20 protein-coding genes and 1 pseudogene are annotated in these 22,953 nt (G+C 58.2%); 5 read left to right on the forward strand and 16 right to left on the reverse strand.

Annotated features, from left to right (window positions below; genetic code table 11):
• Nucleotides 1-5: 5 nt before the first annotated feature.
• From AC1D1M_RS11410 to AC1D1M_RS11420, 3 genes are all read left to right on the forward strand, one after another.
• On the forward strand, nt 6-719 hold the full coding sequence (locus AC1D1M_RS11410; protein WP_477775712.1) for a DUF3108 domain-containing protein: 714 nt from the start codon (nt 6-8) through the stop codon (nt 717-719).
• A 142-nt stretch (nt 720-861) separates the two neighbouring features.
• A complete protein-coding gene (locus tag AC1D1M_RS11415) occupies nt 862-1,278 on the forward strand; it encodes an OsmC family protein (protein WP_477775713.1) in 417 nt (138 codons plus the stop codon).
• A 62-nt stretch (nt 1,279-1,340) separates the two neighbouring features.
• The gene (locus tag AC1D1M_RS11420) at nt 1,341-2,201 is read left to right on the forward strand and encodes a pirin family protein (RefSeq protein WP_477775714.1); all 861 of its coding nucleotides are present in this window, start codon (nt 1,341-1,343) and stop codon (nt 2,199-2,201) included.
• Between the two features lie 175 nt (nt 2,202-2,376).
• On the opposite strand, the gene AC1D1M_RS11425 is transcribed toward AC1D1M_RS11420, so the two are convergent.
• From AC1D1M_RS11425 to AC1D1M_RS11440, 4 genes are all read right to left on the reverse strand, one after another.
• Entirely contained in the window at nt 2,377-3,105 is a 729-nt protein-coding gene (locus tag AC1D1M_RS11425) for a dienelactone hydrolase family protein (protein WP_477775715.1), read from the reverse strand.
• Nucleotides 3,106-3,172: 67 nt separating this feature from the next.
• Nucleotides 3,173-5,077, reverse strand: a complete 1,905-nt coding sequence (htpG, locus tag AC1D1M_RS11430; protein WP_477775716.1) for a molecular chaperone HtpG — start codon at nt 5,075-5,077, stop codon at nt 3,173-3,175.
• 82 nt (nt 5,078-5,159) lie between these two features.
• Entirely contained in the window at nt 5,160-5,612 is a 453-nt protein-coding gene (locus AC1D1M_RS11435; RefSeq protein ID WP_477775717.1) for a PaaI family thioesterase, read from the reverse strand.
• On the reverse strand, nt 5,609-6,085 hold the full coding sequence (locus tag AC1D1M_RS11440; RefSeq protein ID WP_477775718.1) for a PaaI family thioesterase: 477 nt from the start codon (nt 6,083-6,085) through the stop codon (nt 5,609-5,611). Before AC1D1M_RS11440 ends, AC1D1M_RS11435 begins: the two co-directional genes overlap by 4 nt.
• 158 nt (nt 6,086-6,243) lie before the next feature.
• Between AC1D1M_RS11440 and AC1D1M_RS11445 the strand changes: the two genes are divergently transcribed.
• Nucleotides 6,244-6,486 carry a hypothetical protein gene (locus tag AC1D1M_RS11445; RefSeq protein WP_477775719.1) on the forward strand — a complete coding sequence of 81 codons (243 nt, stop codon included), beginning with the start codon at nt 6,244-6,246 and terminating at the stop codon, nt 6,484-6,486.
• Between the two features lie 86 nt (nt 6,487-6,572).
• Here the strand turns inward: AC1D1M_RS11445 and AC1D1M_RS11450 are convergent.
• The 12 genes and pseudogenes from AC1D1M_RS11450 to sdhC form a co-directional block, all read right to left on the reverse strand.
• A pseudogene (locus AC1D1M_RS11450) lies at nt 6,573-6,680 on the reverse strand (MAPEG family protein); the annotation flags it as partial.
• A gap of 20 nt (nt 6,681-6,700) precedes the next feature.
• Nucleotides 6,701-7,438, reverse strand: coding sequence for a DUF599 domain-containing protein (locus AC1D1M_RS11455; protein ID WP_477775720.1), 738 nt, complete (start codon nt 7,436-7,438; stop codon nt 6,701-6,703).
• Between the two features lie 264 nt (nt 7,439-7,702).
• The gene (gene brnQ / locus AC1D1M_RS11460; RefSeq protein WP_477775721.1) at nt 7,703-9,016 is read right to left on the reverse strand and encodes a branched-chain amino acid transport system II carrier protein; all 1,314 of its coding nucleotides are present in this window, start codon (nt 9,014-9,016) and stop codon (nt 7,703-7,705) included.
• Nucleotides 9,017-9,373: 357 nt separating this feature from the next.
• Nucleotides 9,374-10,255 carry a succinate--CoA ligase subunit alpha gene (sucD, locus tag AC1D1M_RS11465; RefSeq protein WP_007919877.1) on the reverse strand — a complete coding sequence of 294 codons (882 nt, stop codon included), beginning with the start codon at nt 10,253-10,255 and terminating at the stop codon, nt 9,374-9,376.
• Complete coding sequence (gene sucC, locus AC1D1M_RS11470; protein ID WP_007919879.1) at nt 10,255-11,421, reverse strand: ADP-forming succinate--CoA ligase subunit beta; 1,167 nt, start codon at nt 11,419-11,421, stop codon at nt 10,255-10,257. Before sucC ends, sucD begins: the two co-directional genes overlap by 1 nt.
• A gap of 198 nt (nt 11,422-11,619) precedes the next feature.
• Nucleotides 11,620-13,056: a dihydrolipoyl dehydrogenase gene (lpdA, locus tag AC1D1M_RS11475; RefSeq protein ID WP_053156817.1), complete on the reverse strand. Its 1,437-nt coding sequence runs from the start codon at nt 13,054-13,056 to the stop codon at nt 11,620-11,622.
• A gap of 98 nt (nt 13,057-13,154) precedes the next feature.
• Complete coding sequence (gene odhB, locus AC1D1M_RS11480) at nt 13,155-14,375, reverse strand: 2-oxoglutarate dehydrogenase complex dihydrolipoyllysine-residue succinyltransferase (RefSeq protein WP_477775722.1); 1,221 nt, start codon at nt 14,373-14,375, stop codon at nt 13,155-13,157.
• Nucleotides 14,376-14,417: 42 nt separating this feature from the next.
• On the reverse strand, nt 14,418-17,249 hold the full coding sequence (locus AC1D1M_RS11485) for a 2-oxoglutarate dehydrogenase E1 component (protein ID WP_477775723.1): 2,832 nt from the start codon (nt 17,247-17,249) through the stop codon (nt 14,418-14,420).
• Between the two features lie 261 nt (nt 17,250-17,510).
• The gene (locus AC1D1M_RS11490; RefSeq protein ID WP_003223007.1) at nt 17,511-18,215 is read right to left on the reverse strand and encodes a succinate dehydrogenase iron-sulfur subunit; all 705 of its coding nucleotides are present in this window, start codon (nt 18,213-18,215) and stop codon (nt 17,511-17,513) included.
• Nucleotides 18,216-18,226: 11 nt separating this feature from the next.
• Nucleotides 18,227-19,999, reverse strand: a complete 1,773-nt coding sequence (gene sdhA / locus AC1D1M_RS11495) for a succinate dehydrogenase flavoprotein subunit (RefSeq protein ID WP_477775724.1) — start codon at nt 19,997-19,999, stop codon at nt 18,227-18,229.
• A gap of 3 nt (nt 20,000-20,002) precedes the next feature.
• Nucleotides 20,003-20,371 carry a succinate dehydrogenase, hydrophobic membrane anchor protein gene (gene sdhD, locus AC1D1M_RS11500; protein ID WP_007977503.1) on the reverse strand — a complete coding sequence of 123 codons (369 nt, stop codon included), beginning with the start codon at nt 20,369-20,371 and terminating at the stop codon, nt 20,003-20,005.
• Complete coding sequence (gene sdhC / locus AC1D1M_RS11505; RefSeq protein ID WP_477775725.1) at nt 20,365-20,739, reverse strand: succinate dehydrogenase, cytochrome b556 subunit; 375 nt, start codon at nt 20,737-20,739, stop codon at nt 20,365-20,367. Before sdhC ends, sdhD begins: the two co-directional genes overlap by 7 nt.
• A gap of 363 nt (nt 20,740-21,102) precedes the next feature.
• On the opposite strand from sdhC, the gene gltA reads away from it, so the two are divergent.
• Nucleotides 21,103-22,392, forward strand: a complete 1,290-nt coding sequence (gltA, locus tag AC1D1M_RS11510) for a citrate synthase (protein ID WP_007977501.1) — start codon at nt 21,103-21,105, stop codon at nt 22,390-22,392.
• Nucleotides 22,393-22,953 lie beyond the last annotated feature (561 nt).

A 22,953-nucleotide genomic window follows, 5' to 3' on the forward strand; every position in this document is an offset into this window, starting at 1 on the left:
ATTTTATGCGTCGCGCCCTGCTCTTCGCTTGCGCTCTGCTCGCCTTGCCCTTCGCCCAGGCGGTAGAACTTCAACCCTTCTCCGCCAGCTACACCGCCGACTGGAAACAGCTGCCCATGAGCGGCACTGCCGAGCGCAGCCTCGAAAAAACCAGCGACGGCAAATGGAAACTGAGTTTCAAGGCCTCGATGATGATCGCCAGCCTGTCCGAGGAAAGCACCCTGACCCTGGACAAGGACACGCTTCTTCCAGAGTCGTACCACTTTGAACGTGGCGGTTTGGGCAAGGCCAAGAAATCGGATCTGGATTTCGACTGGAACTCCAAGATGATCACCGGCACCGATCGCGGTGATCCGGTCAAGGTTCCGCTGAACCGTGGCATGGTCGACAAATCCACCTACCAACTGGCCTTGCAGAACGACGTTGCCGCTGGCAAGAAAAGCATGAGTTATCAGGTGGTCGATGGCAGTGATGTCGACACCTATGACTTCCGCGTGCTGGGCTCGGAAAAGGTCGACACCAAGGCCGGCAAGATCGATGCAATCAAGGTTGAACGTGTACGCGACCCAACACAGAACAAACGCATTACCGTGATGTGGTTCGCCAAGGACTGGGATTACCTGCTGGTCCGCCTGCAACAAGTCGAAACTGACGGCAAGGAGTACAACATCATGCTCCTGAACGGCACGGTCAACGGCAAGGAAGTCAAAGGCAGCTGATCCGGATCGATACCATGAAGCCCCGCCATTGCGGGGCTTTTTTGTGGGCCCGAAAATTGGAACACCCGACAAGCGCGATGGCTCTATACCTTCAAGGTCTTTTTTGATCGAATGAGTTTTCCTGTCGCCTGCGAGGTTTGCCATGACTGTTACCGTCAATACCGTCTCCGCCGAAGGTTTTCGCCACAGTGTACAAATCGATGATCATGAGCTCTTCGCCGACGTGCCCGTCACGGCCGGCGGAGAAGGCTCGGCGCCGGAGCCGCACGATTATTTCGATGCCGCGCTAGGCGCCTGCAAGGCCCTGACCCTGAAGCTGTATGCCAGGAAGAAAGACATCCCTTTGACCGGTGTCGGCGTGGAGGTTAAGCGCGACAATAGCCTGGAACAGAAAGGCCAATACGCGCTGCACGTCAAACTGACCCTCAAGGGCGCACTCAGCGACGCCCAGCGCGATGAACTGCACCGCGTGGCCGATCGCTGCCCGATCCACAAGCTGATGACCACATATGAAGTCAGCATCGAAACGCATTTGTCCGAAGGCGCGTTCAGCCAATAGCGGCAAGGGCTGCGCAAGCGGGTTATGCTCGAACGCATCACCCGCTCAGCCTGGAACGCACCATGAACACTCCGCTCGTGATCCGCCCCCGCACCGAAGATGTCGAAGGTCAGCCGATTCTGCGTCCACTACCATCCGCCAAGTGCCGCAGTGTCGGGCCATTCGTGTTTTTCGATCACATGCTGGAAACCCGTTATCCTCCGGGTAAAGGCATGAATATCCGCCAGCATCCGCACATTGGCCTGTCCACCCTCACCTACTTGTTCCAGGGGCAGATCCAGCACAAGGACAGCCTCGGTTCCGATCAAGTGGTTGGGACCGGCGATGTCAGCTGGATGACGGCCGGCAGCGCCATCGCCCACGTCGAACGCACGCCTGAGGCCCTGAAAGAGAGTGGTTTCACGATGCACGGCTTGCAGATCTGGCTGGCTTCACCCAAGGACAAGGAACAAGGTCCGGGGCATTACAGCCACCATCCGGCGTCCACTTTACCGGTCAGCGAAAACCTGGGGGTGAAGATTCGCATGATTGCCGGGGCGGGCTTTTGCCTGGAATCACCCGTGCCGGTGCTTTCTCCTACGCTGTACGCGGAACTGCACCTGCAAACAGCGACGACATTGCTGATTCCCACCGAGCATGAAGAACGCGCGCTGTATGTGTTGAGCGGCGAAGTGCAACTGGATGGCGAGCCGATAGAGCCGTACTCGCTGGTGGTATTGCCTGCAGGGGAAGAGATGACCCTGTTTGCTGAGAGCGACAGTCACGCCGTGTTGTTTGGCGGCGCACCGCTGGACGGGCCACGGCGGATCAACTGGAATTTTGTCGCGAGCGATCCGGCTGCTATCGATGAGGCACGCCGGCGTTGGGCGGCTGGGGATTGGCCGACGGTGCCGGGGGAAGTTGAGCGGATCGAATTGCCCTGAAACTTTCAGCGCCAGTTATGCCGCCATCGCGAGCAAGCTCGCTCCCACAGTTGACCGCGTCGGTCACAGGAATTGCACACGACACATTTCCCCTGTGGGAGCGAGCTTGCTCCGGGCGGCGCTCCGACGATGAGGCCGGCGAAGACACCGACCGAATCCTGGCTGAAAACAGCTATCAGCCTTTGAACACTTCATCCAGCAAGTTATGCATCGACGTGAAGGCCCGGGCAGCCACCTTGGCGTCATACATCATCATACCCGGCACGTTGGCGTGCGGGTCGGTGAACGAGTGGAACGCACCGCCGTAGCTCAGCAACTGCCAGTCCACACCCGCCGCGTTCATTTCGTCTTCGAACGCCGGCAACTGCTCTTTCGGCACCAATGGATCGGAAGCGCCGTGCAGTACCAGCACCTTACCCTTGATGTTTTTCGCATCGGCCGGATTCGGTGTGTCCAACGTGCCGTGGAACGACACCGCGGCCTTCACCGGCGCGCCGGTACGGGTGAACTCCAGGGCGCAGCAACCGCCGAAGCAGAAACCGAAAGTGGCCAGTTTCGAAGTATCGACAGCCACTTCACCCTGGCTTTGCAGCTGTTCGAACGCCACCTGCATGCGCTTGCGCAGCAACGGGCGGTCATTCTTCAACGGCATCATTGCCGCGCCGGCCTCGTCATTGTTCGTCGGACGAACCGATTGACCGTAAAGGTCTGCGATCAACACCACATAACCCTGGGACGCCACCGACCTGGCGATCTCTTCGGCACCGGCGCTGACACCCATCCAGTTCGGCGCCATCAACAAACCCGGGCGCGGGCCTTTATGGTCGGCATCGAACGCCAAACGGCTTTCGTAAGCCTGGCCATCAATCTGATAGGCAACGGAACGTACAGTGATTTGGCTCATTTCTGACTCCTGATTATTGAACACCAGAATGAAAAAACCCGCCGAAGCGGGTTTTTCTACAACACAGTCAGGCCGATAGCTCGACCAACAGCTTGTTCAGACGGCGCACATAGGCCGCCGGGTCTTTCAAGCTGTCGCCGGCCGCCAGGGCCGCCTGATCGAAGAGGATGTGCGACAGGTCGCCGAAGCGCTCGTCGCTCTGCTCGTTGTCGAGCTTCTCGATCAGCGGGTGAGCCGGGTTGAATTCGAAGATCGGCTTCGAATCCGGAACCTTCTGGCCGCTGGCTTCCAGGATCTGGCGCATCTGCAAGCCCAGGTCCTGCTCGCCGATGGCCAGGATAGCCGGCGAATCGGTCAGGCGATGGGACACCCGCACTTCCGCAACGGATTCACCCAAGGCAGTCTTCAGACGCTCGACCAGACCTTCTTTGGCCTTGGCGACTTCTTCCGCGGCTTTCTTGTCCTCTTCCGAGTCCAGGTTGCCCAGGTCCAGGTCACCGCGTGCCACGTCGACAAAGCTCTTGCTGTCGAAGTCGCTGAGGTAGCTCATCAGCCACTCGTCGATGCGGTCGGTCAACAGCAGCACTTCGATGCCTTTCTTGCGGAAGACTTCCAGGTGCGGGCTGTTTTTGACTTGCGCGTAGGTTTCGCCGGTCAGGTAGTAGATCTTGTCCTGACCTTCCTTGGCGCGCGCCAGGTACTCGGCCAGGCCGACAACCTGTTCGCCATCGTCGCCATTGGTCGACGCGAAACGCAGCAGACCGGCGATTTTTTCCTTGTTGGCGAAATCTTCTGCCGGGCCTTCTTTCATGACCTGACCGAAGTTTTTCCAGAAGCCTTTGTATTGCTCTGGCTCGTTCTTCGCCAGTTTTTCCAGCATGTCGAGCACGCGCTTGGTCAGCGCCGACTTCATGGAGTCGATGATCGGGTCTTTCTGCAGGATTTCCCGCGACACGTTCAGCGACAGGTCGTTGGAATCGACCACGCCTTTGATGAAGCGCAGGTACAGTGGCAGGAAGGATTCGGCCTGATCCATGACGAACACGCGCTGCACGTACAGCTTCAGGCCTTTCGGCGCTTCACGCTGGTACAGATCGAACGGCGCACGGCTCGGCACGTACAGCAGCGAGCTGTATTCGAGCTTGCCTTCGACCTTGTTGTGACTCCAGCTCAGCGGGTTTTCGAAATCGTGAGCGATGTGTTTGTAGAACTCCTGGTATTCCTCGTCCTTGATCTCGGTACGCGGACGGGTCCACAGGGCGCTGGCGCGGTTGACGGTTTCCCACTCAACGGCCGGTTTCTCTTCGCCTTCGGCGGCTGCCACTTCTTTCGGCAACTCGATAGGCAAGGCGATGTGGTCGGAGTACTTCTTGATGATGTTGCGCAGGCGCCAGCCGTCTGCAAACTCGTCTTCACCGGATTTCAGGTGCAGGACGATGCGAGTGCCGCGCTCAGCTTTGTCGATGGTCGCAACTTCGAAGTCACCTTCGCCCTTGGACGACCAGTGCACGCCTTCGCTGGCAGCGCTGCCGGCACGACGACTGAACACATCGACTTTGTCAGCGACGATGAATGCGGAGTAGAAACCGACACCGAACTGGCCGATCAGGTGCGAGTCTTTCTTCTGGTCGCCGGTCAGATGCTTCATGAAATCGGCGGTGCCGGACTTGGCGATGGTACCCAGGTGGGTGATCGCGTCTTCGCGGCTCATGCCGATACCGTTGTCTTCGAGGGTGACGGTTTTAGCGTCCTTGTCGAAGCTCACACGGATTTTCAGTTCGGCGCCACCTTCCAGCAGCTCTGGCTTGGCCAGGGCTTCGAAACGTAATTTGTCGACAGCGTCAGAGGCGTTCGAGATCAATTCGCGAAGGAAAATTTCCTTGTTGGAATACAGCGAATGGATCATGAGATGCAGCAGCTGCTTCACCTCGGTCTGGAAGCCCAGGGTTTCCTTTTGAGTTTCCACACTCATGGTCATCAAACTCCAATCAGATGGCATTGGCCGCGACCTTGAGCGGTCGGCGGCGGGTTGTCATCAGAGTTGGGGGCTGAGTTCAGGATTTCAAGGGCTCTTCGAGTTTGAAATGTGCGCGGGCCGTGGCAATGGGTTCGGCTTCAGTGCTTTGCCAGGCGGTAATCGCCACGTTGGCGACCCGGCGACCCTGGCGGCAAACCTGGCATCGGGCCCAGGTATCGCGAAACTGCCCGGCTCGCAGGTAATCAAGGGAGAAGTCGATGATCTTCGGCACCCCGGGCGACCCGGTAAACACCAACAGGTGCAGCGCCGCGGCCAACTCCATGAAACCGGCGATCACGCCGCCATGAATTGCCGGCAACAAAGGGTTACCAATGTTGTCCTTGTTCGCTGGCAATTTGAACAGCAACTCATCTCCCACCCGTGAACATTCGACGCCGATCAGTCGGGCATAGGGAATCAAATCCAGCAGCGAGGCGTAATCGCCCTGCTCGTGGGCCTTTTGCAATTGGTCCTTCAGCGACTCGCTCATTGCGCACCTCCGGCAACCGCGCCACCAAAGCCCTTGGTGCCTTTCATGCCCTTGCCCATGCGCATGAAAGTGCCCATCACATGGGCAATGGGCTGCCCGGGGTCATCCTGATAGGCGAAGCCACGGGCAAAAATCACGTCGGTGGTGACCCGATAGCACTGGGCAAAGCCGTAGACATCTTTATGTGGCTCGGCGGCGTGCATATAGTCGATACGCAGGTCGAGGGTCGGGCAGACTTCGAATTCCGGGAGTACGCAGAGCGTCGCCATGCCACAGGCCGTGTCCATCAGCGAGGTCAGCGCCCCGCCATGAATCACCCCGGTTTCGGGATTGCCGACGATCTGCGGGCTGTACGGCAGCACAATCGTCAGCCCTTCGCTGCTGGCGCTGTGAACGCTTAGTCCAAGTACCTGACAATGTCGCAGCGCCGACAGAAAGCGCATCGCACGCTCAAAAACGGGATTTTCAGCCATGTGATAAAAACTCTTGTTAATGTCCGTACAGTGCGGTGGCGGTCGGGGTAAAAGTTCCGCACTAGAACAAACTTATATATCTGAAAGAATTAAGGAACTTAACCCTGATGCGTAGGCTCTTAATGCCAGTAGATGCTTTTCATCAGGAGAAACACCCCATGCGTAAGACTTTAGCTATTGCCTTGATGTTGACCGCTTCCCTCGGTCTCGCTGCCTGCGATAAAAAATCCGAGGACAAAGCTCAAGATGCTAACCAACAAGCTGAGCAAGCCCAGCAAAAAATGAACGAAGCTCAGGATAAAGTGAACGACGCGGCGAAAGAAAACGCCGAAGCCGCCAAAGATCAGGCTGCTCCGGCCGCCCCGGCTGCTCCGACCGCTCCGGAAGCGCCTAAGAACTAATCCGGTTTTTAGCGTGACAAAAGAAAACCCGCCAAGTGCGGGTTTTCTTTTGTCTGCATTTTTTGCCTGATCATTGTTAGAGCAAAAACGACTCGAAAAATCGGACTAATCATCAACAACAAAGAACAGATTAATCCCACCAGCCAAACCAGACTGCGCTGCCGAGCCAGACCCTTCCAGTAACACACTGGATAGCCAGCGCGCGGGCACCCGCTCAGGCTGCCTCTTTACTCACCTCGGCCAATGGCGCCTCTGTTGGGGTATAGACCATCACGTCGAGAACGTCGGAGTGAAACTCGCGGCGATACAATACGAACACCACACCGGCGCTCATCAACATGAACAGCCATGGGCTGACGAACCAGGCCAGCATGGTCATGCCGAAGTAATAAGAGCGCAGGCCAAAGTTGAACTGGTTGGCGGCCATGGAGATGACACGGGCCGCTCGGGCAGCGAAGGCTTTGCGTTCCTGCTCGGACACATGGCGTTCACCGACCATCGGCGCCGAGCCGACCAGAATGGCGGCGAAGTTGTACTGGCGCATACACCAACTGAACGTGAAGAACGCATAGACAAACACCAGCGCCAGGCACAGCAACTTGATTTCCGACATGCCCTGGGACGCCTGTTGCACCATCGGGATATCCGCCAGCAGCGATACCGCCCGCTCCGAAGCACCCAACACCGTGAGAATACCGGCCAGGATAATCAACGTACTGGAGGCGAAGAACGAAGCATTACGCTCCAGATTGCCAATCACGCTGGCATCGGCGATACGGTTGTCGCGCAGCAGCATGCGGCGCATCCAATCCTCGCGATACAGGTGCAGCACACTGGCCAGGCACGCGGTATCACGGCCTTTCCATGTGGCATAGCGGGTGTACCCGCCCCAGCAGATAACAAACCAGAGCGCGGCAAGAATGTGGATCAGGTTGGCTTGGATGAACGACATGCAGGTCCTTGTGACGTAAATGCGGATTACACAGACCCTGTGGGAGCGAGCTTGCTCGCGATAGCGGCATTGCATTCAACGTGTTTGTCGACTGACCCGCCGCAATCGCGAGCAAGCTCGCTCCCACAAAGGATGTTGCAGTGCTTCGACGTTAGCTCAACGAAAAAGACACCGCACCCCTCACAAAAAAAATGCCCCGTATCGATTGATACGGGGCATTTCTGTTTCTGCTCAAGACCCGCTTGTGGCGGGCCGTGAAGCGACTTAAGCCAAGGCTTCGGCGCGCTTGCCCAGCAGACGATCACAGACGACTGCGACGGCCAGCGTCATCACCGACGGCACCAGCCAGGCCAGGCCCTGCTCGCTCAGCGGCAGGTGCGCCATTTGCGTCGGCATCCAGTCCGCCAGACCGGCCCCCTTGAGGGCGTCGATCAGGCCGAAGATGAACGACACCAGCATGACCGGGCCGAGGATACGACCCTGCTCATGCCAGAAGTCCTTGCAGAAGCTCAACGCCACCAGGACGATGCACGGCGGGTAGATCGCGGTGAGCACCGGGATCGAGAACGCAATCAGCTTGGTCAGGCCCAGGTTGGACACCAGCAGGGAGAACGCAGCCAGGATGATCACCAGTGTCTTGTAAGACAGCGGCACCACCCGGCTGAAGTACTCGGCGCAAGCACAGGTCAGGCCGACCGCGGTCACCAGGCAGGCCAACGAGATCAGCACCGCCAGGAAACCACTGCCCAACGAACCGAAGGTGTGCTGCACGTAAGCGTGCAACACCGCCGCGCCATTGGTAGCGCCGGCGGCCACTTCATGGCTGCCCGAACCAAGGCGGAACAGACTGACATACACCAGCGCCAAGCCGACACCGGCGATCAGGCCGGCGATAATCGCATAGCGAGTGATCAGTGCCGGCGACTCGACGCCGCGGGAACGGATGGCGTTGACGATGACGATGCCGAACACCAGGGCGCCCAGGGTATCCATGGTCAGGTAACCATTGATGAAACCTTGGGAAAACGGCGCCGCTACGTATTCAGGCGTGGCTTGTCCAATGTCACCGGCCGGCAAGGCGAATGCTGCAATGCCCAGCACGGCCAGGGCGATGATCTTCAGTGGTGCGAGGAAGCGCCCTACGGTATCCAGCAAACGGCCCGGATACAGCGAGATGAAAAACACCAGCAGGAAGTACACCGAACTGTAGAGGAACAGCGCCAACGGGCTCTCGCCGGTCAGCGGCGCCAAGCCCACTTCGAAGGATACAGTCGCGGTACGTGGCGTCGCGAACAGCGGACCAACAGCGAGGTAGCACGCCGCCGCCAACAGGCCACCGGCCACTTTACCGATCGGGCTGCTCAAGGCATCCATTGCACCGCCGACCTTGGCCAGCGCCACAACGGTGATCACCGGCAGACCGACCGCGGTGACCAGGAAGCCCAGCGCCGCCATCCAGACATTAGGCCCGGACTGCAAACCGACGATAGGCGGGAAGATGATGTTGCCAGCCCCGACGAACAGGGCGAACGTCATAAAACCAAGTGCCAGGATGTCCTGGCCTTTCAACACTTTCATTAAGGAAATACCACACTACTGAATCGGAATTTAGAGAGGGATTTCCCTATGGGTGAGGGAAATGCTGTCAGTCCGTATAAGACCGACCCTTTTAGCGCGTTGCTGCCTTGTGGGCCGCGGACGCAAAAATGGCGAGTAGCCTAACGAATTTGGACCAGAAACGCACTGTTAGAGGGCGAACATTCCGATCTACGACATTTTCGTGTCGCGTTTTTGCATATAAATGGTTGTCGTCTATAAGTCCGCCTTCGCGGGCTTGCCCGCGAAGGGGCCAGCACAGCCAACACAAATGCCAAAAACGACAAAGGCCACCCGAAGGTGGCCTTTGTTAGGTGAAGCGTCAGCTAAGCGCGAGGCTTATTTGACAGCCCAACCGGTCAGCTCGGCCAGGGCCTTGCCGATGTCTGCCAGCGAACGCACGGTTTTAACGCCTGCGTCTTGCAGAGCAGCGAATTTCTCGTCTGCAGTGCCTTTGCCGCCAGAGATGATTGCGCCAGCATGGCCCATGCGCTTGCCCGGAGGAGCAGTCACACCAGCGATGTAGGAAACAACCGGCTTGGTCACGTGTGCCTTGATGTAGGCAGCCGCTTCTTCTTCAGCCGAACCGCCGATCTCACCGATCATCACGATCGCTTCGGTCTTCGGGTCTTCCTGGAACAGCTTCAGGATGTCGATGAAGTTCGAACCCGGGATCGGGTCACCACCGATGCCGACGCAAGTCGACTGACCGAAACCGGCGTCAGTAGTCTGCTTCACAGCTTCGTAGGTCAGGGTGCCGGAACGGGAAACGATTCCGACCTTGCCTGGCAAGTGAATGTGACCTGGCATGATGCCGATCTTGCATTCGCCTGGAGTGATCACGCCTGGGCAGTTAGGGCCGATCAGGACTACGCCCAGCTCGTCGCACTTAACTTTAGCGTCCAGCATGTCCAGGGTAGGAATGCCTTCGGTGATGCACACGATCAGCTTGATGCCGCCGAAGGCAGCTTCCAGGATCGAGTCCTTGCAGAAAGGAGCCGGAACGTAGATCACGCTGGCGGTGGCGCCAGTGGCAGCTACAGCGTCTTTCACGGTGTTGAACACTGGCAGGCCAAGGTGCTCGGTGCCGCCTTTGCCTGGAGTTACACCACCAACCATCTTGGTGCCGTATTCGATGGCTTGCTGGGTGTGGAAACTACCTTGCGAACCGGTAATACCCTGGCAGATAACTTTGGTGTCTTTATTGATCAGGACGCTCATTATTTGCCCTCCGCAGCTTTGACAACTTGTTGAGCAGCGTCGGTCAGGCTGGTAGCAGCGATGATGTTCAAACCGCTTTCTGCCAGTACTTTAGCGCCCAGCTCAGCGTTGTTGCCTTCAAGGCGAACAACAACCGGGATTTTCACGCCGACTTCTTTCACAGCGCCGATGATGCCTTCGGCAATCATGTCGCAACGAACGATGCCGCCGAAGATGTTGACCAGTACTGCAGCGACATTAGTGTCGGACAGGATGATCTTGAACGCTTCGGTAACGCGTTCCTTGGTAGCACCGCCGCCCACGTCGAGGAAGTTGGCTGGTTTGCCGCCGTGCAGGTTGACGATGTCCATGGTACCCATGGCCAGGCCAGCACCGTTGACCATGCAACCGATGTTGCCTTCCAGCGCTACGTAGTTCAGTTCGAACTTGGCAGCGTGCGCTTCGCGCGGATCGTCTTGCGACGGATCGTGGAAAGTCTTCAGCTTAGGCTGACGGTACATGGCGTTGGCGTCGATGTTGATCTTGGCGTCCAGGCAGTGCAGATCGCCGTCAGCCTTGATCACCAGCGGGTTCACTTCCAGCAGGGCCAGGTCGTGATCCTTGAACAGTTTGGCCAGACCTACGAAGATCTTGGCGAACTGGGCAACTTGCTTGCCTTCCAGACCCAACTGGAATGCCAGCTCGCGACCCTGGAATGGCTGAGCGCCAACCAGTGGATCGATAGTGGCTTTCAGAATTTTTTCTGGAGTGTCGTGAGCGATTTTCTCGATGTCCACGCCACCTTCGGTGGAAGCCATGAACACGATGCGACGGCTCGAACGGTCAACGACAGCGCCCAGGTACAGCTCTTTAGCGATATCAGTGCACGATTCAACCAGGATCTTGGTGACTGGCTGACCATTGGCGTCAGTCTGGTAAGTCACCAGACGCTTGCCCAGCCACTGCTGTGCGAAGGCTTTGGCGTCTTCTTTGCTGCGAACCAGCTTTACGCCGCCCGCTTTACCGCGACCACCGGCGTGGACCTGGGCTTTGACAACCCACTCGCTGCCGCCGATTTTGTCGCAAGCTTCTGCTGCTGCTTCCGGGGTGTCTACCGCGTAACCGGTGGAAACTGGCAGGCCGTACTCAGCGAACAGCTGCTTACCCTGATACTCGTGAAGATTCATGCTTATTACCGTCTTCGTTAGGTACTGCGCATTCGGTGCTGCACTCATTCAAGTGCCGCACCACCTGTGACTGCTGCTTGCATAGCCTTTCCGGATACCCGGTGCAGCTATGCAAGACTGCGTCCAGCGGATATTCCGCGGTGAGTCTTGCATGCAAGGCTCACGACGGGCCAAACCGCCGTGGTTTCTTATTATGTCTTAACGCTTCTTGCGGTTGGCGATATGAATGGCGCCGCCATTCACTGCCAGAGCAGCTTCGTGCAAGGCTTCAGACAGGGTCGGATGGGAGAAAACCATCATGCCCAGGTCTTCAGCGCTGGTGCCGAACTCCATACCGATCGCGCCCTGCTGAACCAGTTCTGCAGCGCTTGGGCCAATCACGTGGACGCCCAGTACGCGGTCTGTCTTGGCATCTGCGATGACCTTGACGAAACCACCGGTGTCGTTGGCAGCCATGGCACGGCCAGAGGCTGCGAACGGGAAGGTGCCGACGTTAACTTCAACGCCTTCAGCTTTCAAGGCCTGCTCGGTTTTACCCACCCACGCGATTTCCGGGTGAGTATAAATAACCGAAGGGATCAGGTCATAGTTCATCTGGGCCTTGTGGCCCTTGATGCGCTCGACAACCATGATGCCCTCTTCCGAGGCCTTGTGCGCCAGCATCATGCCGCGAACCACGTCGCCGATGGCGTAGACGCCCGGTACGGTGGTGGCGCAGTGATCGTCAACGTGCACGAAACCGCGCTCGTCCAGGGTCACGCCGCAGTCGGCAGCCAGCAGATCAGTGGTCACCGGACGGCGACCAACGGCTACGATCAGCTTGTCGAAAGTGATGTTCTGTTCGCCCTTGGCATCGGTGTAGTTAACAACGACTTCGTCGCCGTTCACTTTGGAACCGGTTACGCGAGCGCCCAGCTTGATGTCCAGACCCTGTTTGGTCAGGGTTTTCAGCGCTTCCTTGGAAACAGCGGCATCCGCTGCCATCAGGAAGGTGTCCAGGGCTTCCAGCACAGTCACTTCTGCACCCAGACGCGACCAGACCGAACCCAGTTCCAGACCGATCACGCCAGCGCCGATCACGCCCAGACGCTTGGGAACGGATTGGAATTCCAGGGCGCCAGTCGAGTCGACGATCACATTCTGGTCAACCGGAGCTGGCGGAATGTCGATCGGACGCGAACCTGGAGCCAGGATGACGTTTTCGGCTTCGATGATTTCTACCGAGCCGTCAGGCTTGGTGACTTCGACTTTCTTGCCGGCCAGCAGCTTGCCGTGACCCTGGATCGAGGTCACACCGTTGGCCTTGAACAGGGTCGCAACGCCGGAGGTCAGGCCTTTGACGATGTTGGCTTTACGGCCGACCATCGCTGGCACGTCCATGGTCACGCCAGCGTGATTGATACCGTGGATCGCGAAACCGTCCTGGGCTTCGTGGAATTTCCACGAGCTGTCCAGCAGGGCCTTGGATGGAATGCAGCCGACGTTCAGGCAAGTACCGCCCAGAGCCAGTTTGCCTTCCTTGTCGGTGTACTTCTCGATGCAGGCGGTCGAAAGACCAAGCTGAGCGGCCTTGATGGCAGCCACATAGCCGCCAGGGCCAGCGCCGATCACTACTACGTCAAATTTCTGCGACATTCAAAAAATCCTCTTTAGCGAAAAGCTTCAAGCCGCGAGCGGCAAGCCAGGCTGCGGGTTTTCCGACAGCTCGAGCTTGCAGCTCATGGCTGCTTCTATCAGATATCCAGCAACAGACGAGCCGGATCTTCCAGCAGGTTCTTGATGGTCACCAGGAAGGTCACAGCTTCTTTGCCATCGATCAGACGGTGATCGTAGGACAGTGCCAGGTACATCATCGGACGGATAACGACCTGACCGTTGATGGCCATAGGACGCTGGATGATGTTGTGCATGCCCAGGATGGCGGCTTGTGGCGGGTTGACGATCGGGGTCGACATCATCGAACCGAAAGTACCACCGTTGGTGATGGTGAAAGTACCACCGGTCATTTCGTCCATCGACAGTTTGCCGTCGCGGGCTTTCTTGCCGAAGGTGGCGATGCCGCCTTCGATTTCAGCCAGGCTCATCAGTTCGGCGTTACGCAGAACCGGTACAACCAGGCCGCGATCGCTGGAAACTGCAACGCCGACGTCAGCGTAGCCGTGGTAAACAATGTCGCCACCGTCGATCGAGGCGTTGACAGCCGGGAAGCGTTTCAGCGCTTCAGTAGCTGCTTTCACGAAGAACGACATGAAGCCCAGGCGTACGCCGTTGTGGGACTTCTCGAACAGGTCCTTGTACTTCGAACGCAGCGCCATGACTTCGGTCATGTCGACTTCGTTGAAAGTGGTCAGCATCGCCATGTTCGACTGAGCTTCAACCAGACGCTTGGCTACGGTGGCACGTACGCGGGTCATCGGTACGCGCTTCTCGATGCGCTCGCCAGCAGCGAACACCGGAGCAGCAGCGGCAGGTGCAGCAGCCTTGGCAGGCGCGGCAGCCGGAGCAGCTTTCTTGGCAGCAACGGCTGCAACCACGTCTTCCTTGGTCACGCGACCGCCTTTGCCGGTGCCGGCAACGGAAGCGATGTTGATGCCGTTCTCTTCAGCCAGCTTGCGAGCAGCCGGTGCAGCAACAGGATCGTCTTCGCCTTCGGCAGCTGGAGCAGCAGCTTGTGCAGCGGTCGGAGCAGCGGCAGCGGCTGGAGCGGCAGCAGCGCCGCCAGCTTCGATGGAGCCCAGCACTTCGTCAGACAGAACGGTGTCGCCTTCGTTCTTGACGATAGCGCCCAGCACGCCGTCAGCAGTAGCCAACACTTCCAGTACGACTTTGTCGGTTTCAATGTCGACGATCAGTTCGTCGCGCTTGACCGCGTCGCCCGGTTGTTTGTGCCAGGTGGCAACGGTGCCATCGGCAACCGATTCCGGGAAAGTGGGGGCTTTGATCTCGATAGCCATTATCTGTGGTTCCTTAAATTCGGTTTCAGGTGCGCGAAGGCGTTAAACAGTAAAGGCGTCTTGCAGCAGTTGTTCCTGCTGCTCGGCGTGCATCGATGCGTAACCGCATGCAGGTGCAGCAGAAGCCTCACGGCCCGCGTACTCGAGTACGAGAGACTTGTTGAGGTTGCCGACGCTGCGACGCAAGTGGTGTTGGCTGCAGTACCAGGCACCCTGGTTCATCGGCTCTTCCTGGCACCAGACGGCATGCTTGGCGTTGGTGTAAGGAGCCAGGACTTCTTTCAAGTCGTCCTCAGGGAACGGGTACAGCTGCTCGATACGCACGATGGCGATGTCGTCACGGCCTTCGGCACGGCGTTTTTCCAGCAGGTCGTAGTAGACCTTGCCGCTACACAGAACAACGCGCTCGACCTTTTTCGGGTCATGGGCATCGATTTCCGGGATAACGGTCTGGAACGAACCTTCGGCCAGATCTTCCAGCGTCGAGATGGCCAGCTTGTGGCGCAGCAGCGACTTCGGAGTCAGGACTACCAATGGCTTGCGCAGCGGGCGAATCACCTGACGGCGCAGCAAGTGGTAGATCTGAGCCGGCGTCGTCGGCATGCACACCTGAATGTTGTGCTCGGCGCACAGCTGCAGGTAACGCTCCAGACGAGCCGAGGAGTGCTCCGGACCCTGACCTTCATAACCATGCGGCAGCAGCATGGTCAGACCGCACAGACGGCCCCACTTGTGCTCGCCACTGGTGATGAACTGGTCGATAACTACCTGGGCGCCGTTGGCGAAGTCGCCGAACTGGGCTTCCCAGATAACCAGGGCATTCGGCGTGGTGGTCGAGTAACCGTACTCGAACGCCAATACCGCTTCTTCGGACAGGAACGAGTCGTACAGGTCGAAACGCGGCTGACCGTCGTACAGGTTCTGCAGCGGGATGTAGGTGCCCGCGTCTTTCTGGTTGTGCAGGACAGCATGGCGGTGCGAGAACGTACCGCGACCGATGTCCTGGCCAGTCATGCGAATCGGGTGACCTTCGAACGCCAGGGTCGCGTACGCCATGGTTTCGGCGTAACCCCAGTTGATCGGCAGGCCGCCGGCTTGCATCTTCTGGCGGTCTTCGTAGATCTTGGCAACCTGGCGCTGAACCACGAAGCCTTCCGGGATTTCCAGCAGCTTGGCGGACAGTTCCTGCAAGGTCTTGAGGTCGAAGCGAGTGTCGTGACGCGCGGTCCAGGCGTGGCCCAGATATGGACGCCAGTCTACGAACAACTCTTTGTTCGGTTCCTTGACCAGGCTTTTCACCACGTGCAGACCGTTGTCCAGCGCGTTGCGGTATTCGTCGACTTTCGCCTGAACACGCTCTGCGTCCAGCACACCGCCCTGGGTCAGGCGATCGGCATACAGCTCACGGGTGGTGCGCTGCTTGGTGATCTGCTGATACATGATCGGCTGGGTGCCGCTTGGCTCGTCGGCCTCGTTGTGGCCGCGACGACGGTAGCAGACCAGGTCGATTACCACGTCACGCTTGAACTGCATGCGGTAGTCGATGGCCAGCTGGGTCACGAACAATACGGCTTCCGGATCATCACCATTCACATGGAGGATCGGCGCCTGGATCATTTTTGCGACGTCGGTGGCGTACTCGGTGGAACGCGAGTCCAGCGGGTTGCTGATGGTGAAACCGACCTGGTTGTTGATCACGATGTGCACGGTACCGCCGGTCTTGAAACCGCGGGTCTGCGACATCTGGAAGGTTTCCATGACCACGCCCTGACCTGCGAACGCAGCGTCACCGTGGATGGAGATCGGCAGAACCTTCTCACCGGTCGGGTCGTTGCGACGATCCTGACGGGCGCGAACCGAACCCTCGACCACCGGGGAAACGATTTCCAGGTGGGACGGGTTGAACGCCATGGCCAGGTGAACCTCACCGCCGGTGGTCATCACGTTGGACGAGAAGCCCTGGTGGTATTTCACGTCACCGGAACCCAGCTCGACCTTCTTCTTGCCTTCGAACTCGTCGAACAGCTCGCGCGGGTTCTTGCCGAATGTGTTGACCAGCACGTTCAGACGGCCACGGTGGGCCATGCCGATGACGATTTCCTTGGTGCCGTAGGATCCGGAACGCTGGATCAGCTCGTCGAGCATCGGAATCAGGCTTTCGCCGCCTTCCAGACCRAAACGCTTGGTACCCGGGTATTTGGTGCCCAGGTATTTTTCCAGGCCTTCGCCGGCGGTCACGCGCTCGAGCAGGTGGCTCTTGATGTCGGCGGAGTACGTCGGACGACCGCGCACGCTTTCCAGACGCTGCTGGAACCACTGGCGCTGCTCGGAATCGGTGATGTGCGTGAATTCAGCGCCGATGGTGCGGCAATATGTCTGCTGCAACGCTTCGTGAATTTCGCGTAGGCTCGCTTCCTCTTTGCCGATGAACAGGTCGCCGGCACGGAAGGTCGTATCAAGATCGGCATTGGTCAAGCCGTAATGATTGATCGACAGGTCTGCAGGTGCAGGACGCTGCCACAGTCCCAGCGGGTCAAGCTGGGCTGCCTGGTGGCCACGCATACGGTAGGCCTGGATCAATCGCAGCACTTCAACTTGCTTCTTCTCGTGCTCACTGCTCACGCTGCCGGCGGAAACCGGTTGGGCGCGGCGCTGGTTCTTTGCCAGCAAGACGAAATGATCGCGAATTGTGGAGTGCGAAACATCGGTGGCAGAGTTGCCGTCAGCAGGCAACTTCTGGAAGTAGGTGCGCCACTCTTCTGGCACAGCGTTAGGGTCGTGCAGGTAGAGCTCGTAAAGCTCTTCCACATAGGCAGCGTTACTACCGGATAGGTAGGCACTGTTCCACATGCGCTGCATCACGCTTTCTTGCATGCTTGGTCACCCTCGGTTAGGGGAACACCACCGGTGTCGACACCGAGCAAACTTGCAGAAGTCCGAATGCAGCGACCAAAACAAGCCACTAGGATCACACTGATAGTCCGGGTACCAGCCCGGATGCCCCTGCTTGTCTCATTTCTTCAAAATAAGAGCCGCAGCCTTTTAAGCTGCTGCCCAGGTTAAAACTACGGCGCCGGTTGAAGCCTGCGCCGTAGCATCTACGGTTACAGCGGTCCTACGGGTACAGCAGCTGAATCACACGCCGCTCGAGAGCAACATGTTACGGATGTGACCGATGGCCTTAGTCGGGTTCAGGCCTTTCGGACATACGTTGACGCAGTTCATGATCCCGCGGCAGCGGAATACGCTGAACGGGTCATCCAGCGAAGCCAGACGCTCGGACGTCTTGGTGTCACGGCTGTCTGCCAGGAAGCGGTACGCTTGCAGCAGAGCAGCTGGACCCAGGAACTTGTCCGGGTTCCACCAGAAGGACGGGCAGGAAGTCGAGCAGCAAGCGCACAGGATGCACTCGTACAGACCGTCCAGCTTTTCACGTTCTTCAGGGGACTGCAGACGCTCGATGGCCGGAGCCGGCGTGTCGTTCTGCAGGTATGGCTTAACCTTCTCGTATTGCTTGTAGAAGATGCTCATATCGACGACCAGGTCACGGATAACCGGCAAACCTGGCAGAGGACGAACGATCAACTTGTTACCTTTTACGACGGCAGACAGCGGCGTGATGCACGCCAGGCCGTTTTTGCCGTTGATGTTCATGCCGTCGGAACCGCAAACACCTTCACGGCAAGAGCGACGATAGGAGAAACCTTCGTCCTGCTCTTTGATCAGGGCCAGCACATCCAGCACCATCAGGTCTTTACCACCGGTATCGACCTGGAATTCCTGCATGAACGGCGCGGCGTCCTGATCAGGGTTGTAACGATAAACGCTGACTTGCAACATGGCGGCCACCCTTAATAAGTCCGAATCTTAGGTTCAAAAGTCGGAACAGTCTTCGGCGAGAAGTTCACGGCACGCTTGGTCACGCGCTTGTCACCCGGGAAGTACAGGGTGTGGCACAGCCAGTTTTCGTCGTCACGATCTTCGAAGTCTTCACGGGCGTGAGCACCACGGGACTCTTTACGTACTTCTGCAGCGATGGCGGTGGCTTCGGCCACTTCCAGCAGGTTCTGCAGTTCCAGCGCTTCGATACGTGCAGTGTTGAACGCCTGCGACTTATCGTTGATCTTCACGTTGGCGATGCGCTTGCGCAGGTCAGCCAGCTGGGCAATACCCTTCTGCATGTATTCGCCGGTACGGAATACACCGAAGTAGTTCTGCATGCAGTTTTGCAGCTCGCGACGCAGGGTAGCCACGTCTTCACCTTCGGTACGCTCGTTCAGAGCGGACAGACGTGCCAACGCTGCATTGATGTCGGCGTCGGTGGCGTCGTCGTATTCGATACCGTCGGTCAACGCTTTTTCCAGGTGCAGGCCGGCAGCGCGGCCGAATACCACCAGGTCGAGCAGCGAGTTGCCGCCCAGACGGTTGGCACCGTGAACCGATACGCAAGCCACTTCACCTACAGCGAACAGACCAGGAATGATCTGATCCACGCCTTCGGCGTTCTGGGTCATCGCCTGGCCATGAATGTTGGTGGCAACGCCGCCCATCATGTAGTGGCAGGTCGGAACAACCGGAACCGGAGCGACAACCGGGTCAACGTGCGCGAAAGTCTTCGACAGTTCGCAGATGCCTGGCAGACGGCTGTGCAGCACTTCCTCGCCCAGGTGGTCGAGTTTGAGCATCACGTGGTCGCCGTTCGGACCGCAACCGTTGCCGGCGATGATCTCTTTAACCATCGAACGGGCAACAACGTCACGACCGGCAAGGTCTTTGGCGTTCGGAGCATAACGCTCCATGAAACGCTCACCGTGCTTGTTGATCAGGTATCCACCTTCACCACGGCAACCTTCTGTAACCAGTACACCGGCGCCGGCGATGCCGGTCGGGTGGAACTGCCACATTTCAATGTCTTGCACCGGTACGCCGGCACGCAGCGCCATGCCAACGCCGTCACCAGTGTTGATCAGGGCGTTGGTGGTCGAAGCGTAGATACGACCTGCACCGCCGGTAGCCAGTACGGTGGCCTTGGCACGGATGTAGGTGGTTTCGCCGGTTTCGATGCAGATGGCGATCACGCCGACGAACGCGCCGTCCTGGTTCTTCACCAGATCAACCGCGTAGTACTCGTTCAGGAACACGGTACCGGCTTTCAGGTTGCCCTGATAAAGGGTGTGCAGCAGTGCGTGACCGGTACGGTCGGAAGCAGCGCAAGTACGCGCAGCCTGGCCGCCTTTACCGTAGTCCTTGGACTGGCCACCGAACGGACGCTGGTAGATACGGCCTTGCTCGGTACGCGAGAATGGCATACCCATGTGGTCCAGCTCGTAAACGGCAGCCGGGCCTTCCTGACACATGTATTCGATAGCGTCCTGGTCACCGATGTAGTCGGAACCCTTGACGGTATCGTACATGTGCCAGCGCCAGTCATCGTTCGGGTCAGCCGACGCGATTGCGCAGGTGATGCCGCCCTGGGCGGATACAGTGTGCGAACGGGTCGGGAAAACCTTGGTGATCACGGCAGTCTTGTGACCGCCCTGTGCCAGTTGCAGCGCTGCGCGCATGCCGGCACCGCCACCACCAATAATGATGGCGTCGAAAGAAATCGTTGGAATGTTAGCCATGAATCAGATACCCCAGAGAATCTGCACACCCCAGACGAAGTAAGCGAACATCGCAACGCCGCATACCGCCTGGAAAAGGAAACGCACTGCAGTCGCGGACTTGCCCAGCGCCATTGGCGTCAGGTAGTCGGTCGCGATGGTCCACATGCCGACCCAGGCGTGAGCGCCCAGGGCCACAAGGGCCAGCAGACTGAAGATACGCATCCCGTTGTGGGCGAACAGGCCATGCCATTGGTCATAGCCAATGCCAGGGTTCGCAGCGAGGTATCCGATCAGGAAAATGAAATAAGCCGCGAGAACGACCGCAGACACACGTTGCGCCATCCAGTCATAAAGACCGGAACGCGAAAGGTTCGTAACGCTGGTTACCATATCCAAACTCCTGCCAGAACGATCAGCACCACGGAAACGGCGATGATAATTTTCGAGCCCAGGCGGCCGCCTTCCAGCGTCTCGCCGATGCCCATATCCATGATCAGATGGCGCACTCCGGCTACCAAGTGATACAGCAGAGCGGACAGGAGGCCCCATGCTACGAACTTGGCCAGAGGACTGGTCAAGGTTGTCTTCACGTCGACAAAACCTTCCTCGGAACCCAGGGATTTGCCCAATGCATAAAGCATGAAGCCAAGGCCCAGGAAGAGAATGATGCCGGAAACACGGTGAAGAAACGACGTAACGCCGGTGATGGGGAGTTTGATGGTCCTTAGGTCTAGGTTTACAGGTCGTTGGCTTTTCACGGCTTTTTTTTCACACTGAAGAGCCCCTAACAATCAGGGCAAAGTTGTTGGGGAGTGCACTGGTCAGGTAACCACCACCCAGGGATGCGACCCCCAATAAAGCAGGCCCAAAAGCCCTTGGCGGTCGGTGGCCGAGTATAGACAGTTAGGCTACTAATGACAACGCAAAGACCTAACCCAAACAGCGGATTGCGCAACTGACATAAAAGGCGTAAATGGCAGGCAATTTCGAGAAAAAAGTCCGGTTAAAGCCTTCTGGAGCAAGACTTTAGGCAAATTGACATTCGAATTTATCTCACTATAGTGGTGCGGGCCCTGCGTGGGGGGTCTGTCTGATGATTTCAAGCATAAATAGGAGGCCACATGGCTGACAAAAAAGCGCAGTTGATCATCGAGGGCGCAGCCCCCGTCGAGCTGCCCATTTTAACCGGCACCGTTGGTCCCGATGTTATCGATGTTCGGGGCCTGACGGCCACGGGCCGTTTCACCTTTGACCCAGGCTTCATGTCGACCGCCTCCTGCGAGTCGAAGATCACCTATATCGACGGCGACAACGGCATCCTGCTGCACCGCGGCTACCCGATCGAACAGCTGGCTGAAAAGTCGGACTACCTGGAGACCTGCTATCTGCTGCTCAACGGCGAACTGCCGACCGCAGAACAGAAGGCCCAGTTCGTCAGCACCGTGAAGAACCACACCATGGTTCACGAGCAGCTGAAGACCTTCTTCAACGGCTTCCGTCGCGACGCCCACCCGATGGCCGTCATGTGCGGCGTAGTCGGCGCCCTCTCGGCCTTCTACCACGACTCCCTGGACATCAATAACCCGCAGCATCGCGAAATTTCCGCGATCCGCCTGGTTGCCAAGATGCCGACCCTGGCCGCGATGGTTTACAAGTACTCCATGGGCCAACCCATGATGTACCCGCGCAACGACCTGTCGTACGCGGAAAACTTCCTGCACATGATGTTCAACACCCCGTGCGAGATCAAACCGATCAGCCCGGTACTCGCCAAGGCCATGGACCGGATCTTCATCCTCCACGCCGACCACGAGCAGAACGCGTCGACTTCCACCGTGCGCCTGGCGGGCTCTTCGGGCGCCAACCCATTCGCCTGTATCGCCGCCGGTATCGCTGCACTGTGGGGCCCTGCCCACGGCGGCGCCAACGAAGCCGTACTGACCATGCTCGATGAAATCGGCGATGTCTCGAACATCGACAAGTTCATCGCCAAGGCCAAGGACAAGAACGATCCGTTCAAACTGATGGGCTTCGGTCACCGCGTTTACAAAAACCGCGATCCGCGCGCCACAGTAATGAAGCAGACCTGCGACGAAGTGTTGAAGGAACTGGGCATCCAGAACGATCCGCAACTCGAACTGGCCATGCGCCTGGAAGAGATCGCCCTGACCGACCCTTACTTCATCGAGCGCTCGCTGTACCCGAACGTCGACTTCTACTCGGGGATCATCCTCAAGGCGATCGGCATTCCAACCAGCATGTTCACCGTGATCTTCGCCCTGGCGCGTACCGTCGGCTGGATCTCCCACTGGAAAGAAATGCTCTCCAGCCCGTACAAGATTGGCCGTCCGCGCCAGCTGTACACCGGCTACGAGTCGCGTGATATCACCAAGCTGGAAGACCGTAAGTAAGCACCGTCTTGCTGTAGGGTGTTGAGTTGTACCGGGAACGGCCTCTGCTTTTTATATAAAGAGCAGGAGGCCGTTTTTGTTTGTGCGCTTTGTCGCGTTTTTTTTGATCGAGCGCATATCCGTTTCTTCGGGAACGGCCACTTAGGATTCCGCTCTTACAGCGGGTCACTTGGAAAAGCCCCAAGTAACCAAGGGCTCTTGCCCCTGACATTCGGTGCCTCGCCTAGGCTCGGCATACCCTCTGCTCTTCACCACTCATCAGGCCGAGCGTTAGCTCGCCTGCAGCTTTTGATCTTGATCCACCCGCCCCCTCGGGAGGCTGAGCGGAGGTGTTCATCCGGGGATTGGCGCGCAGCGCCGTTCGACGCAGTCGAACTCATTGCATGTAGGTCGTCGCGAAGCAGACCGGAGGGCAATGCCCCCGGATGAATGCCGGAGCGAAGGAACCCCGAGCCTTAGCGAGGGGCCGTACGTTCGGGGCGAGCGCTTTTTTTGCTTACTTTTTTTGAGGCGCTTGTTAAAAAAAGTGAGTCGCCGTAAGGGCGAAACCGTAGGTGGCCG

The organism is Pseudomonas sp. P1_F7 (assembly GCF_056405655.1).